This window comes from Streptomyces sp. NPDC038707 (genome assembly GCF_040636485.1).
Lineage (GTDB): Bacteria > Actinomycetota > Actinomycetes > Streptomycetales > Streptomycetaceae > Streptomyces.
Genome location: NZ_JBEZUP010000006.1, coordinates 290,313 through 304,623, shown reverse-complemented (window position 1 = coordinate 304,623; position 14,311 = coordinate 290,313). Strand labels below are relative to the sequence as shown.

13 protein-coding genes and 1 pseudogene are annotated in these 14,311 nt (G+C 70.4%); 7 read left to right on the top strand and 7 right to left on the bottom strand.

Going from position 1 to position 14,311, the window contains the following annotated elements:
* Positions 1-60 precede the first annotated feature (60 nt).
* The 5 genes from AB0E62_RS11835 to AB0E62_RS11815 all read left to right on the top strand — a co-directional run bounded on the left by AB0E62_RS11835 (position 61) and on the right by AB0E62_RS11815 (position 4,558).
* Positions 61-747, top strand: a complete 687-nt coding sequence (locus tag AB0E62_RS11835) for a maleylpyruvate isomerase family mycothiol-dependent enzyme (protein WP_362191282.1) — start codon at positions 61-63, stop codon at positions 745-747.
* Between the two features lie 81 nt (positions 748-828).
* The gene (locus AB0E62_RS11830; protein ID WP_362191280.1) at positions 829-1,485 is read left to right on the top strand and encodes an MBL fold metallo-hydrolase; all 657 of its coding nucleotides are present in this window, start codon (positions 829-831) and stop codon (positions 1,483-1,485) included.
* 469 nt (positions 1,486-1,954) lie between these two features.
* Positions 1,955-2,839, top strand: a complete 885-nt coding sequence (locus AB0E62_RS11825) for an ABC transporter substrate-binding protein (protein WP_362191278.1) — start codon at positions 1,955-1,957, stop codon at positions 2,837-2,839.
* Positions 2,836-3,762, top strand: a complete 927-nt coding sequence (locus tag AB0E62_RS11820; RefSeq protein WP_362191276.1) for an amino acid ABC transporter permease — start codon at positions 2,836-2,838, stop codon at positions 3,760-3,762. Before AB0E62_RS11825 ends, AB0E62_RS11820 begins: the two co-directional genes overlap by 4 nt.
* Before the next feature lie 67 nt (positions 3,763-3,829).
* A complete protein-coding gene (locus tag AB0E62_RS11815; protein WP_362191338.1) occupies positions 3,830-4,558 on the top strand; it encodes an amino acid ABC transporter ATP-binding protein in 729 nt (242 codons plus the stop codon).
* A 13-nt stretch (positions 4,559-4,571) separates the two neighbouring features.
* On the opposite strand, the gene aroQ is transcribed toward AB0E62_RS11815, so the two are convergent.
* Complete coding sequence (gene aroQ / locus AB0E62_RS11810; protein ID WP_362191274.1) at positions 4,572-5,045, bottom strand: type II 3-dehydroquinate dehydratase; 474 nt, start codon at positions 5,043-5,045, stop codon at positions 4,572-4,574.
* Between the two features lie 216 nt (positions 5,046-5,261).
* On the opposite strand from aroQ, the gene AB0E62_RS11805 reads away from it, so the two are divergent.
* Entirely contained in the window at positions 5,262-6,533 is a 1,272-nt protein-coding gene (locus tag AB0E62_RS11805) for an MFS transporter (RefSeq protein WP_362191272.1), read from the top strand.
* 43 nt (positions 6,534-6,576) lie between these two features.
* On the opposite strand, the pseudogene AB0E62_RS11800 reads toward AB0E62_RS11805, so the two are convergent.
* The 6 genes and pseudogenes from AB0E62_RS11800 to AB0E62_RS11775 form a co-directional block, all read right to left on the bottom strand.
* Positions 6,577-6,791 (bottom strand): annotated as a pseudogene (locus AB0E62_RS11800) (transposase); the annotation flags it as partial.
* A 19-nt stretch (positions 6,792-6,810) separates the two neighbouring features.
* The gene (locus AB0E62_RS11795; protein ID WP_362191270.1) at positions 6,811-7,911 is read right to left on the bottom strand and encodes an ionic transporter y4hA; all 1,101 of its coding nucleotides are present in this window, start codon (positions 7,909-7,911) and stop codon (positions 6,811-6,813) included.
* 175 nt (positions 7,912-8,086) lie between these two features.
* Entirely contained in the window at positions 8,087-9,076 is a 990-nt protein-coding gene (locus AB0E62_RS11790) for a TerC family protein (RefSeq protein WP_362191268.1), read from the bottom strand.
* Between the two features lie 266 nt (positions 9,077-9,342).
* Positions 9,343-9,921: a TerD family protein gene (locus tag AB0E62_RS11785; RefSeq protein ID WP_362191266.1), complete on the bottom strand. Its 579-nt coding sequence runs from the start codon at positions 9,919-9,921 to the stop codon at positions 9,343-9,345.
* Positions 9,922-10,085: 164 nt separating this feature from the next.
* Positions 10,086-12,224 (bottom strand): excinuclease ABC subunit UvrB, encoded by a 2,139-nt coding sequence (gene uvrB, locus AB0E62_RS11780; protein WP_362191264.1) that lies wholly within the window; start codon positions 12,222-12,224, stop codon positions 10,086-10,088.
* Between the two features lie 39 nt (positions 12,225-12,263).
* Positions 12,264-13,142: an MHYT domain-containing protein gene (locus AB0E62_RS11775; protein ID WP_362191262.1), complete on the bottom strand. Its 879-nt coding sequence runs from the start codon at positions 13,140-13,142 to the stop codon at positions 12,264-12,266.
* A 275-nt stretch (positions 13,143-13,417) separates the two neighbouring features.
* On the opposite strand from AB0E62_RS11775, the gene AB0E62_RS11770 reads away from it, so the two are divergent.
* Entirely contained in the window at positions 13,418-14,290 is an 873-nt protein-coding gene (locus AB0E62_RS11770) for a glycerophosphodiester phosphodiesterase family protein (RefSeq protein ID WP_362191260.1), read from the top strand.
* Positions 14,291-14,311: the final 21 nt, after the last annotated feature.

Sequence of the window (14,311 nt, the reverse complement as noted above, 5' to 3'; positions counted from 1 at the left end):
GATTTACGGGCGTGGTTCGTCACCTTCACCCGAAGGAGTGGCCGGGCTAGGGTCGGCGCCATGATGGATCACGCTCATGACCTGGCCTGTGTACGCGAGGCGACCGACCGGCTGCTCAGCGCGGTCACCGCACTGGACGACACCGCGCTCGCCGGGCCGTCCCGGCTCCCGGGCTGGAGCCGCGGGCACGTCCTCGCTCACCTGGCCCGGAACGCGGACGCCCTCGTGAACGTCCTCGAGGGCCGCCCCATGTACGCCAGCGCCGAGGCGCGGGACGCCGGCATCGAGGAGGGCGCGCCACGTCCCCTGGAGGTGCAGGTCGCCGACCTCCGGGACAGCGCGGCCCGCCTCCAGGCGGCCGGGGAGGCGCCCGCGGACTGGACGCGCACGGTGGAGCTGCGCAACGGGGTCACCGATTCCGCGTCGCGGGTGCCGCTGCGCCGGTGGGCGGAGGTGGAGCTGCATCACGTGGACCTCGGGACCGGGTACGAGCTGGAGGACCTGCCGGCAGAGTTCACGGAGCGGGAGACCGGGTTCCTCGCGGAGCGGTTCTCCGGGCACCCCGGCATTCCGGCGATCCGTCTCACGGACGGCACGCGCGCGTGGACCACGGGACGCGCGGCGGACGTGCCCGACATCACGGTCACCGGCCGGCCGGCGGACCTGCTGGGCTGGCTCGCCGGGCGCCGCGACGGCGCGGCGCTGAAGGTGGACGGCGGGGAGCTGCCGAAGCTGCCGCCGCTCTAGGGAACCGGCCCGCGGACCATGGCCGTCCGCGGGCCCTGGGAGCGGCGGTGCGCGAGGCCCGTCCCGCTATAGGCTGCCGACATGACGTACACCGGAGAGGTCAAGGTCGGCGGACCGGCGGATGTGCACGAGCTGAAAGACCTGATGATCACCAAGATCGCGGTCGGCCCGATGGACAACAACGCCTATCTGCTGCGCTGCCGGGCCACCGACGAGCAGCTCCTGATCGACGCCGCGAGCGAGGCACCGAGGCTCCTCGGCATGATCGGTGACGACGGCATCGCGTCCGTCGTCACCACGCACCGGCACGGTGATCACTGGCAGGCGCTCGCCGAGGTCGTCGCGTCCACGGGCGCGCGTACGTACGCCGGGCGCGAGGACGCCGCCGGCATCCCGGTCCCCACGGACGTCCTGGTCGACGACGGCGACGTGATCAAGGTGGGCCGGGTGGAGCTGACCGCGCGCCATCTCGTCGGTCACACGCCCGGTTCGATCGCGCTGGTCTACGACGACCCGCACGGCCACCCGCACGTCTTCACCGGCGACTGCCTCTTCCCCGGCGGTGTCGGCAACACGCACAAGGACCCCAAGGCGTTCGCGAGTCTGATCCACGACGTGGAGACGAAGATCTTCGACGTGCTGCCGGACGAGACGTGGGTCTATCCGGGGCACGGCAACGACACGACGCTGGGCACGGAGCGGCCGCAGCTGCCGGAGTGGCACGCGCGCGGGTGGTGATGGCGGGGCGGGGACTTCACGGGCGGTCCGCACGGCGCCGCCCGCGTATCCGCCCGCTCCTTGCCGACTTCCCGGCGCCGAAGGCATCCGCGCTCCGGCGCACGGTGCCGTGCACGCGCCCCGCGCGGGCGCGTCGCCTGCGCGCCGGGCGCGCCTCTCACATCACGCATGCTCCGGGCGCACAGCACCTCCGTACGCGCCCCGTGTGATTCCGCCGCACGTCCCGAGCCTCTGTGCGCACTCGCGGAGAGCGGCGCTCCGCAGTCAACTGGTAGCAGCCCGCACAGGACATCAGCTCCTGAAGCGGCAGGGCCGCCGGTCTCCAACCCACCGCCCTCGGCCGGCGGCCCGAGCATCGCCACGCGTACGCGTGCGGCCGGGTTCACACAACCGCAACACCCGTTCCCACCATTCGGACAACTACCGCTGTGACCTGGACAGATGCCGCGTTCGCTGCCACTCTCCCGCCATGCATCCTGCCCTTCGCACACCGCGCCGCGCGGTCGTCGCCGCCACCATAGCCCTGCTCGCCACCGCTGTCGGCTGTGCGCCGCAGCCCGAGGAGAAGGCTTCCGCCACCTCGTCCGGGCCGGCCGCGGAGAGCTGCGCCAAGGGCAAGCTCCCGACGAAGACGTCCGGGAAGCTGACGATCGCGACGGATGAACCGGCCTACGAACCGTGGTTCAAGGACGACAAGCCCGCCAACGGCAAGGGCTTCGAGTCGGCGGTCGCCTATGCGGTGGCGAAGCGACTCGGCTATGACAAGAGCGCGGTGGTCTGGCAGAGCGTGCCGTTCAACAAGGCGTTCGCGCCGGGGGTGAAAAGCTTCGACTTCGACATCAACCAGGTTTCGATCAGCGACGAACGCAAAAAGGCCGTGGACTTCTCCTCCGGTTACTACGACGTGCGTCAGGCCGTCATCGCGCTGAAGGGCGGCAGAGCGGCCGAGGCGACGAGCATCGCGGACCTGCGCAAGCTCAAGCTGGGCGCCCAGGTGGGCACCACGAGCCTCGACTACATCACCGACCTGGTGAAGCCGGACCGGCAGGCGGCCGTCTTCGGCAAGAACGACCAGGCCAAGTCCGCCCTGAAGAACGGTCAGGTGGACGCCGTCGTCACCGACCTGCCGACCGCGTTCTACATCACCGCGGCCGAGGTCACGGACGCGAAGATCGTCGGTCAGTTCGAGAACCAGGGCGGCGCGCCCGAGCAGTTCGGGCTCGTGCTGGACAAGGGCAGCGCGCTGACCTCGTGCGTGACCGCCGCCGTCGACGCCCTGCGCGAGGACGGCACGCTGGCCGGCCTCGAGAAGCAGTGGCTCTCCGACGCCGTCGACGCCCCGGTACTGAAGTGACGGTGGTCAAGGGCGGGCCGGCCCGGGAAGGGGCGGACGACAGCGGTGACCTGACCGGTGACGGCCCCGGCCACGACGGCTACGTGCCCTCCGAACGGCGCCTGGCGCGTGAGCGCCATCGACGCGCGCGTGCCCGTCGCGCCACGGCGATCGCGGCCCTGTCGACCCTCGTCACGGCCGCGCTGCTCTACCTGGTCGTCGTCAACGCCCCGGGCTGGCCGCGTACGAAGGAGACCTTCTTCAGCGCGCACTACGCGCGCGAGGCGTTCCCGAAGGTCCTCGAAGGGCTGTGGCTGAACCTCCGGCTGCTGCTGGTCTGCGGCGTCGCCGTGCTGGTCCTCGGCATGCTGATCGCGATCGCACGCACCCTGCGCGGACCGGTGTTCTTCCCGCTGCGGGTGCTGGCGGCGGCGTACACCGACTTCTTCCGCGGTCTGCCGCTGATCATCAACCTGATGATCGTCGTCCTGGGCGTGCCGGCGCTGCGGCTGCAGGGCGTGACGGTCGATCCGGTGCTGCTCGGCGGCACGGCCCTGACGCTGACCTACTCGGCGTACGTGGCGGAGGTGTTCCGGGCCGGCATCGAGTCGGTCCACCCCTCGCAGCGCGCGGCGGCCCGCTCGCTGGGCCTGACCAACCGGCAGGCCCTGCGCCACGTCGTGCTGCCGCAGGCGGTGCGCCGCCAGGTGCCGCCGCTGCTCAACGACCTGGTGTCACTGCAGAAGGACACCGGTCTGGTCTCCATCGGCGGCGCGGTGGACGCCGTACGCGCGGCCGACATCATCGTGGGCCGCAGCCTGAACTACACGCCGTACATCGTCGCGGGACTGGCCTTCGTGGCGCTGACCATCCCGATGACCCGGTTCACCGACTGGATCACGGCCCGGATGGACGCGCGGCGGGCGCAGGGAGGTTCCCTGTGAGCCCCCGGAGAGGATCGCTGTGAGCACGCTGGAGAAGAGGCCCGCGGGCGACGGGCCCGTCCTGCGGATGGAGTCGGTCCGCAAGACCTTCGCCGGCTCTGTCGTCCTGCGGGACGTGCACCTGGAGGTCGCCCCGCACACGGTGACCGCGCTGATCGGTGCCTCGGGTTCGGGCAAGTCCACGCTGCTGCGCTGTGCCAACCTCCTGGAGGAGATCGACGACGGCGCGATCTGGCTGGACGGCGAGGAGATCACCGACCCGCGGGTGGACCAGGACGCGGTGCGGCGCCGGATCGGCGTCGTCTTCCAGGCGTACAACCTGTTTCCGCACATGACCGTGCTCGACAACATCACGCTCGCGCCGCGCCGGGTGCACGGGGTGGCCCGCGCGGAGGCCGAGGAACGGGCCAGGGAGCTGCTGGAGCGCCTCGGCCTGGCCGGGAAGGCGGACGCCTACCCGGACCGGCTCAGCGGCGGCCAGCAGCAGCGTGTGGCGATCGTACGGGCCCTGGCGGTGCGGCCCCGGCTGTTGCTGCTGGACGAGATCACGGCCGCGCTCGACCCGGAGCTGGTGGGGGAGGTGCTGGAGGTGGTCCGCGGCCTGAAGGAGGAGGGCATGACCATGGTGCTGGCGACGCACGAGATGGGGTTCGCGCGGGACGTCGCCGACCAGGTGTGCTTCCTGGACGGCGGGGTCGTGCTGGAGCGCGGCAGTGCCGAGCAGGTCTTCGGCGACCCGCGGCACGAACGCACCCGGCGCTTCCTGCGCCGGATCGTGGAGGCGGGCCGGCTGTGACCCCCGCGCGGGATCAGGCGTCCGTCCGCGCCGCCCCGAGCAGCGCCGCGACCCGCTCCACGCCGAACACGTAGCCCTGCACGCCGCAGCCGGCGATCACACCGTCGGCACGCCGGGAGACGTACGAGTGGTGCCGGAACGGCTCGCGCTGGTGGATGTTGGAGATGTGCACCTCCAGCACGGGCAGGCCGTCGCAGGCGTTGAGCGCGTCCAGGATGGCGACGGACGTGTGCGAGTAGGCGCCGGGGTTGATGACGATCCCGCAGTGGTTGAGCCGCGCCTCGTGGATCCAGTCGACGAGCTGGCCCTCGTGGTTGGACTGCCGGGCGTCCACCGTGCCGCCGTAGGCCGCCGCCGCCTTGGCGCACAGCGCCTCGACGTCGGCCAGTGTCTCCGTGCCGTAGATCTCGGGCTGGCGCTGGCCGAGCAGGTTGAGGTTGGGCCCGTTGAGGATCATGATCGGGGCGTTGGCCAGGGTGCGGGGCACGGTTTCCTCCGGTCCGTCGGTGGGCGGCGCGTCTGCGACCGCTGCTCGTCACGACCGGTCTATCACGCCGTCCCGGGCGGACAGCGGGCCATGCGCGCCGGTCCCCACGGCGCGTACCACTGGCCCCGTGATCACCTCCGCACGCCCCCGTAACCCCTGATCACGGTGGGTAGTTGACCCATCATGCGTGATGTACAGGCTGTAAACAGGCCGTCCATGCCCCGGCTCGCCGCCGCCTCGCTCGCCGGGACGGCGATCGAGTTCTACGACTTCTTCGTCTACGGCACCGCGGCGGCGCTGGTTCTCGGTCCGCTGTTCTTCCCGACGTTCTCGCCGCTGGCGGGCACGCTGGCGGCGTTCGGGACGTTCGGGGTGGGCTTCATCGCCAGGCCGCTGGGTTCGGTGCTGTTCGGGCACCTCGGCGACCGGCACGGACGGCGGCCGGTGCTCGTCGCCTCGCTGCTGCTGACCGGCGCCGCCACGGTCGCGGTCGGCTGTGTGCCGTCCTACGGCGCCATCGGCGTCGCCGCGCCCCTCCTGCTGCTCGTCCTGCGCTTCCTGCAAGGGCTGGGGCTCGGCGGGGAGTGGGGCGGGGCGGTGCTGCTGACCGCCGAGCACGCCCCGGCCGGACGGCGCGCCCTGTGGTCGAGCTTCCCGCAGGTGGGTCCGGCGCTCGGCTTCGGGCTGGCCAACGGCGTGGTGCTCGCGCTGTCGGCGGCGCTGTCCGACGCCGAGTTCGCGCGCTGGGGCTGGCGCGTGCCGTTCTGGGCGGCCGGAGCGCTGGCGCTGGCCGGTCTGTGGCTGCGGTCGTCCCTCGCGGAAAGTCCCCGCTTCCTGGAGATCGACGACCACGCGCGCGTGCCGTTCTTCGAGGTCGTGCGGCATCACGGGCGGCTGGTGCTGCTGACGGCCGGGGCGCTCGCAGTGGGCTACGCGGTGTTCTACGCGGTGACGACCTGGTCGCTGTCGTACGCGACGGAGCAACTCGGTGTGAGCCGTACGGTCATGCTGACGTGCGTCATGGGCGCGGTGCTCGTGCAGGGCGCGCTCGTGCCGGTCGTGGCGCTGTTCGCCGACCGCTTCGGGCGCCGGCCGATGTGTGTGGCGGGGTGCGTCGCCTGCGTCCTGTGGATGCTGCCGATGGTCGCGCTGCTGGCCACCGGGGAGCCGCTGCTGATGTTCCTCGGCATCCTGGGAGCCCTGCTCGCCTTCGTCACCATGTTCGCGGTGATCGCCGCCTACCTGCCGGAGCTGTACGAACCGCGGGTGCGCTGCACCGGCGCCGCCGTGGGCTACAACCTCGGCGGGGTCCTCGGCGGCGCGCTCACCCCGATCGTGGCCACGGCGCTCGCCGAGCGGGGCGGGCGGGTGCCGTGGGGCGTGGGCGCGTATCTGACGGGGATCGCGCTGGTCAGCCTGGTGTGCTTCACGCTGCTGCCGGAGACGCGCCCGGTGCCCGTGGCGACGGCGGAGCCGGTCACGGGCTGACCGGACGCGTCGCACGCGGGCCTGCCCGGCTCTAGCTTGATCTTCAACCTGTGCGGCGGGGCCGTGGGGCGGTCGACTTCTTGTTCCAGGACCTGACGGCGTCGGTTTTGCGGACTGTGTGGACGTCGTGTCGTGGGGTGGGCCGGGGGTTCTTCCGCCCGGGGGGGCGCCCTGGTCCGGGGCGGGTGGTTTCGGTGCTCCGGCAGGGCAGGCGGCTGTCGGGCGGATGTGCCGGAAGTCGCGGCGGACACGGGCGGGGCACACGTTGAAGACCGAGCTAGGGGTTGACCGCCAGTTCCAGGTAGGCGGCGAGCAGCACCAGATGGACTCCGCCCTGGAGCGGTGTGGCCCGGCCGGGCACCACGGTCAGGGAACTGACCACCACGGTCAGCGCGAGCATCAGCATGTGGGTCGAGCCGAGGCCGAGGATGAGCGGCCCGGACAACCAGACGGAGGCGAGGGCCACGGCGGGGATGGTCAGGCCGATGGAGGCCATGGCGGAGCCGAGCGCGAGGTTGAGGCTGGTCTGCACCCGGTCCCGGCGGGCGGCGCGCAGTGCGGCGATCGTCTCGGGCAGCAGGACGAGCAGGGCGATGATCACGCCGACCACCGCGTGCGGCAGCCCGGCCGCCGCCACGCCCGACTCGATGGTGGGCGACACCCCCTTGGCCAGGCCGACCACACCCACGAGGGCGAGCCCGAGCAGGCCCAGGCTGAGCCAGGCGGTGCGGGCGGACGGGGGCGACGCGTGGTCCACGCCGTCGATGACCGCGCCCTGCCGGGTCACAGGCAGGAAGTAGTCACGGTGCCGCACGGTCTGGGTGGTCACGAACAGCCCGTAGAGGATCAGTGAGGACAGCGCGGCGAAGGTCAGCTGGACGGTGGAGAACTCGGGTCCGGGCTTGCTGGTGGTGAAGGTCGGCAGCACCAGGCTGAGCGTGGCCAGCGTCGCCACGGTCGCCAGCGCCGCGCCGGTGCCCTCGGGGTTGAAGATCGCCGTGCCGTGCCGCAGGGAGGCGACGAGGAGGCTGAGCCCGACGATGCCGTTGCAGGTGATCATCACGGCGGCGAAGACGGTGTCCCTGGCGAGCGTGGAACTCTTGTCGCCGCCGTCGGCCATGAGGGTGACGATCAGAGCGACCTCGATGATCGTGACGGCGACGGCGAGCACCAGGGAACCGAAGGGCTCGCCGACCCGGTGGGCGACCACCTCGGCGTGGTGCACCGCCGCGAGGACGGAACCGGCCAGGATGAGCGTCACCAGGGCGACGAGGGCGCCGGGCAGGTCCCGGCCCCAGGTGAGGGCCAGCAGGACGACCGCGAGCACCGGTACGAGCATCGTCCATTGACGGGTGAGTGACCGGAGCCGAGGGATCATGCGGCGATGGTCGCAGAGGCGTACAGGATTCGCATTCCGTTCTTTTCGGATACCTCTCATCCTCTCCGGTGCGGGTCCGGTGCCGGGCCCGGACCCCGCGTCATGGTGAGACCTCGTCGAGGAGGCTCGGCGAGGTCTCGGACTGCTGCGAGGGTGCCGCCGGGCGGCGGCACCGTCACACGTCGACTCGCTCCTTCCGGGCGTCTTCGCCCTCGGTCCGCTCCGCCTGCTTCTTGGTGGCGAGCAGGCTGGTGACCGTCGTGACGGCGAGGACCGCGCAGATCACACCGAGCGAGACGGGGATGCCGATCTCGGGGACGTGGACACCGGACTCGTGCAGCGCGTGCAGGACCAGCTTGACGCCGATGAAGCCGAGGATGACCGACAGCCCGTACGACAGGTGGACCAGCTTCCTGAGCAGCCCGCCGATGAGGAAGTACAGCTGGCGCAGCCCCATCAGGGCGAAGGCGTTGGCGGTGAAGACGATGTACGGGTCCTGGGTCAGCCCGAAGATCGCGGGTATGGAGTCCAGGGCGAACAGCACGTCCGTGGTGCCGATGGCCAGCATCACGACCAGCATCGGGGTCATGACGCGCTTGCCGTTCTGCTGGATCCACAGCTTGGTGCCGTGGTAGCGGTCCGCCACGCCGAACCTGCGCTCCACGGCCTTCAGGAGCTTGCTCTCCTCGTACTCCTCGTCCTGTTCCTCCGCGCGGGCCTCCTGGATGAGCTTCCAGGCGGTCCAGATCAGGAAGGCGCCGAAAAGGTAGAACACCCAGGCGAAGCTGGCGAGGATCGCGGCTCCGGCGGCGATGAAGACGGCCCTCAGGACCAGGGCTATGAGGACACCGACGAGCAGGACGCGCTGCTGGTACTGGGTGGGGACCGCGAACTTCGCCATGATGAGGACGAAGACGAAGAGGTTGTCGACGCTCAGCGACTTCTCGGTGATGAAGCCGGCGAAGAACTCGCCGGCCGGCTGTCCGCCGCCGAAGACGAGGAGGCCGAGGCCGAAGAGGCCGGCCAGGGTGATCCAGACGACCGTCCAGACACCCGCTTCCTTGATCGAGACCTCATGCGGCTTGCGGCCGATGAAGAAGTCGGCGGCGATCAGCGCGGCGAGACCCGCGATGGTGAGGACCCACAGGCCCATGGAGACTTCCACTGCACCTCCGGCATTACGTGACGGCGAACACATCAGCGTTGTCGCTGCCGGAGGTCTCTTCCGCCCGTGACGGGCCGGCGCCCCGGGACCGGAACCGGTCCGTATTGACGGGTACGCCGCAGCCAGGAGTACTCCCCTCCGTACGGAAGACAGTACTCCAATCACCAAGAGAAGGTAAAGTGTCCAGTAAAAGAAATTCCAAATTGCCAGGTCAGCGGCCCTTTACCAGCGCTTGACGCAAGCCGGCGCACGGGGCCGTGATCAGGTCAGAGGTGCTCGCGGATCGCCGGCATGAGGTCCTGGAAGGTGCGGCCGTCGGCCGGGGCGCCGAGGGCGGTCATCGTCCAGCCGGAGCCCGCGCGGTGCACCTTGGCCATGATCTGGGCGGTGTAGTCGCCGCCTCCGGCCAGGGTGTAGCGGGCGAGTTCCTGGCCGTTGGTCTCGTCCACGAGCCGGCAGAACGCGTTCTGCACCTCCTGGAACGTCTGACCGGTGAAGGAGTTCACCGTGAAGACGATCTGGTCGATGTGGGACGGGACACGCTGCAGGTCCACCAGGATCGCCTCGTCGTCGCCGCCCTGGCCGGCGCCGCCGACGAGGTTGTCACCGGTGTGGCGCACCGAGCCGTCGTCGCTCACCAGGTGGCGGAAGAAGACGACATCCTGCGGTTCCTGGCCGGCGAACAGGACCGCCGAGGCGTCCAGGTCGACCTCGCGGGTGCGGGAGCCGAACAGGCCACGCCGCTTCGCCGCCTGCCAGCCGAGCCCCATGCGGACCGCGGTCAGCGTGGCCCCGTCGTTCTTCTCCAGGCTGATGGCCTGACCCTTGGACAAGTTGACGGACACGGCTGGATCCCCTCTCGACAGTCCCCTGCTGCCGCGCCGGGCCGTTGCGCGGCGCGGTGGTCAAAACCCTACGCAGGGCGACCACCGCCACCGACCCCGGCCCGCGCTTTGTGTCGGTGTTGCAACACTTGACACACAAATGCCGAGGTCGGCGGGGCGGAGGGTCAGGCGAGGCCGGCCTCTCGCATCTGACGCAGCTCCTTCTTCATCTCGGAGACCTCGTCGCGCAGCCGGGCCGCGATCTCGAACTGCAGCTCCGCGGCGGCGGCCCGCATCCGCTCGGTCATCTCCTCGATCTGCTCGGCCAGCTCGGCCGCCGGACGGTCCGTGGGCACCGCCCTGTCCTTGGCGGCCTTGCCGGCCTTCGCGCCCTTGGCCGCCTTGTCGCCGAGCGACGGAACGGGCGCCTTCGCGCCCTTGCCGTCCTTCGTCTTGCGGTAACCGGAGCCGAGGAGCTGTTCGGTGTCGACCTCCTCGCGGGCGATCTGCGCCACGATGTCGTTGATCTTCTTGCGCAGCGGCTGCGGATCGATCCCGTTGGCCTTGTTGTAGGCGATCTGCTTCTCCCGGCGGCGGTTGGTCTCGTCGATGGCCCTCTCCATCGCCGGGGTGATCTTGTCGGCGTACATGTGGACCTCGCCGGAGACGTTGCGTGCCGCACGGCCGATGGTCTGGATCAGCGAGGTGCCGGAGCGCAGGAAGCCCTCCTTGTCGGCGTCCAGGATCGCCACCAGCGACACCTCGGGCAGGTCCAGGCCCTCACGGAGGAGGTTGATGCCGACCAGGACGTCGTACTCACCGGCACGCAGCTCGCGCAGCAGTTCGACACGGCGCAGGGTGTCGACGTCGCTGTGCAGATAGCGCACCTGGATGCCGAGTTCCAGGAAGTAGTCGGTGAGGTCCTCGGCCATCTTCTTGGTCAGCGTGGTGACGAGGACCCGCTCGTCCTTCTCGGTGCGCTTGCGGATCTCGTGCACCAGGTCGTCGATCTGGCCCTCGGTGGGCTTGACGACGACCTGCGGGTCGACCAGTCCGGTCGGGCGGATGATCTGCTCCACGACGCCGTCCGAGCGGGACAGCTCGTAGGCGCCCGGGGTGGCCGACAGATAGACGGTCTGTCCGATGCGCTCCTGGAACTCCTCCCACTTCAGGGGACGGTTGTCCAGGGCGGAGGGCAGGCGGAAGCCGTGGTCGACCAGGGTGCGCTTGCGGGAGGCGTCGCCCTCGTACATCGCGCCGATCTGCGGGACGGTGACGTGCGACTCGTCGATGACGAGCAGGAAGTCGTCCGGGAAGTAGTCGAGCAGGGTGTTGGGCGGGGAGCCGGGGGAACGGCCGTCGAAGTGCATCGAGTAGTTCTCCACGCCGGAGCAGGTGCCGATCTGGCGCAGCATCTCGATGTCGTACGTGGTGCGCATCCGCAGCCGCTGGGCCTCCAGGAGCTTGCCCTGCTTCTCCAGCTCGGCCAGGCGCTCCCCCAGCTCCTTCTCGATGTCGTTGACGGCCCGCTCCATCCGCTCGGGGCCGGCGACGTAGTGGGAGGCGGGGAAGATGTAGAGCTGTCGGTCGTCGCTGATGATCTCGCCCGTGAGCGGGTGGAGCGTGGACAGCGCCTCGATCTCGTCACCGAACATCTCGATGCGGACGGCCAGCTCCTCGTAGACCGGGAAGATCTCGATGGTGTCGCCGCGGACGCGGAAGGTGCCGCGGGTGAAGGCCATGTCGTTGCGCGTGTACTGGATGTCCACGAAGCGGCGCAGCAGCTCGTCCCGGTCGATCTCGTCGCCGACCCTGAGGGGGACCATGCGGTCCACGTACTCCTGCGGCGTACCGAGGCCGTAGATGCAGGAGACCGAGGCGACCACGACGACGTCGCGGCGGGTGAGGAGCGAGTTGGTGGCCGAGTGGCGCAGGCGCTCGACCTCCTCGTTGATCGAGGAGTCCTTCTCGATGTAGGTGTCCGACTGGGGGACATACGCCTCGGGCTGGTAGTAGTCGTAGTACGACACGAAGTACTCGACCGCGTTGTTCGGCAGCAGCTCCCGGAACTCGTTGGCCAGCTGGGCGGCCAGTGTCTTGTTCGGCGCCATCACGAGGGTGGGGCGCTGGAGCTTCTCGATCATCCACGCCGTGGTGGCGGACTTGCCGGTGCCGGTCGCGCCCAGGAGGACGACGTCCTTCTCACCGGCCTGGATGCGCTGGGCCAGGTCGGCGATGGCCGTCGGCTGGTCGCCGCTGGGCTGGTAGGGGCTGACGACCTCGAAAGGCGCCACCGTGCGTTCGATGTGGGAAACGGGCCGCATGCCATCCACCGTACGACCCCCCACTGACAACCGGTCCGGTCAGCGGTTCTGCGGGGTGCGGGGGCGGTGGTGACCGGCCCGGCGGACCGGCCGGGGCCGCTGGCGGAGGGCGGGGCCGCGGACCGCGTGGGAGGCGACGGCGGCGGCCGGGACGCCCGGTTTGTGCTCGACGGGCGTCCAGTCGGGGCCGCCCATGACCATCAGCGGATCGAAGACCACGACGACGCCCGCGATGAGCAGGAAGGCGAGCGGGCCGATCAGCATCGGCGCCAGCGAGGATGCCGCGGACCCGGGCTCGGCGGGGTGGGGAGCGGTGTCGAGGTGGACGCCGAGGGCCGCCATGCCGGTGTAGTGCATGCCGCTGACCGCGAGCCCCATGACGAGGCTGGCGCCCACGCTCCACGCGAAGCCCCGCACCTGTCCTGCGGCCCACAGGGCGGCGGTGGCGGCCACGACCGCTATGACGACGGAGGCCGCGACGGTGAACGTGTTGTAGGTGAACTGCCCGTGGAAGCGGACGCCCGCCATGCCGAGGTAGTGCATCGAGGCGACACCGAGGCCGGTGATCGTTCCGCCGGTGAACAGCGGGGTGCCGGTGGCACCCCGGTAGCCGACGATGAAGATCCCGATGCCGACCATGACGATGGCGAGACCGAGGCTCGCGTAGGTGAGCGGCTTGTCGTAGTGGATCGGCGCCTCCTCGATGGTGAAGCCCATCATGGCGACGAAGTGCATGGTCCAGATGCCGGAGCCGATCGCCGCCGAGCCGAGGGCCAGCCAGGCGGGGCGCCGGGAGTGCGTGACCAGCAGTGACCGTGTGGTGCAGCGCAGGCCGAGGGCACCACCGAGGCAGGCCATCAGATAGGCCACCAACGGGGTGACGGCCCCGTAGCTGAATCCGTCGATCGTGCCTTGCATCCGCGGCTGCCCTTCCGCCTTCTTGCGTCCCGCAATACCTGAATGTGCCCCCGTCCCAGGACCGCGCGGGCGGTCAGGGTGTCGCAGAGAGTATGACTGCCACCGGAATGGTCGAACGACTTTCCGGCAAAGAAACACGCCCTTGCCGCAGATGTGCGTCCTTGGTGAGCGGACTCGGAACGTGCCGCTTCGATTGTGGCCGTCCTGCGCCGGGTGCCTTTGACGCTGAGCTGTCAGTCTGGTGCTGTCGGTATCCCTCGACGGGAGGAGTACGCATGTACGCGCGCGTAGTCGCCGGGACGGTCGTCACGGCCCTGGGAGCGGCGGCGGTCCTGCTGAGCACCGGCTCCGGCGCCCGGGCGGGCGGCGGGGCCGCGCCCACCGTGATCGCCCACCGGGGCGCCTCCGCCTACGCACCCGAGAACACGCTGGCCGCCATCGACAAGGCCGCCCGGCTGGGCATCTCCTGGGTGGAGAACGACGTCCAGCGCACCAAGGACGGTCAGCTGGTGGTCCTCCACGACGACAGCCTGGCGCGCACCACGAACGTCGAGGACGTCTTCCCCGGCCGGGCTCCGTGGAAGGTGCGCGACTTCACCGCCGCGGAGATCGCCCGGCTGGACGCGGGCAGCTGGTTCTCCCCCGCCTACGCGGGCGTGCGCGTGCCGACGCTGAAGCAGTACATGCGCCGGGTCGAGCGCAACCACGAGAAGCTGCTCCTGGAGATCAAGAGCCCGGAGCTGTACCCGGGCATCGAGCAGCAGACGCTCAAGCTGCTCCGCAACGAGGGCTGGCTGAACGGCCGGCACCGGACCCGGCTGATCATCCAGAGCTTCAGCGCCGACAGCGTACGGACCGTCCACGAACTGAAGCCGGCGGTCACCACCGCCTATCTGGGCAAGCCCGCCGTGTCGGAGCTGAAGCGGTTCGCGGACTTCACGGATCTCGTCAACCCGGCGCACGGGTCGCTCACCCGGGAGTACGTCTCGGCGGTGCACGGCCTGCGCGGGCCGCACGGCCGGCCGCTCAGAGTCTTCGCCTGGACGGTGGACGACGCGGCCGGCGCCCGCCGGGTCGCCGGTTACGGGGTCGACGGGATCATCACCAACAAGCCGGATGTGGTGCGGGACGCGCTGAAATCGCGCTGACCGGGCGAGCGTTGTCAGTGG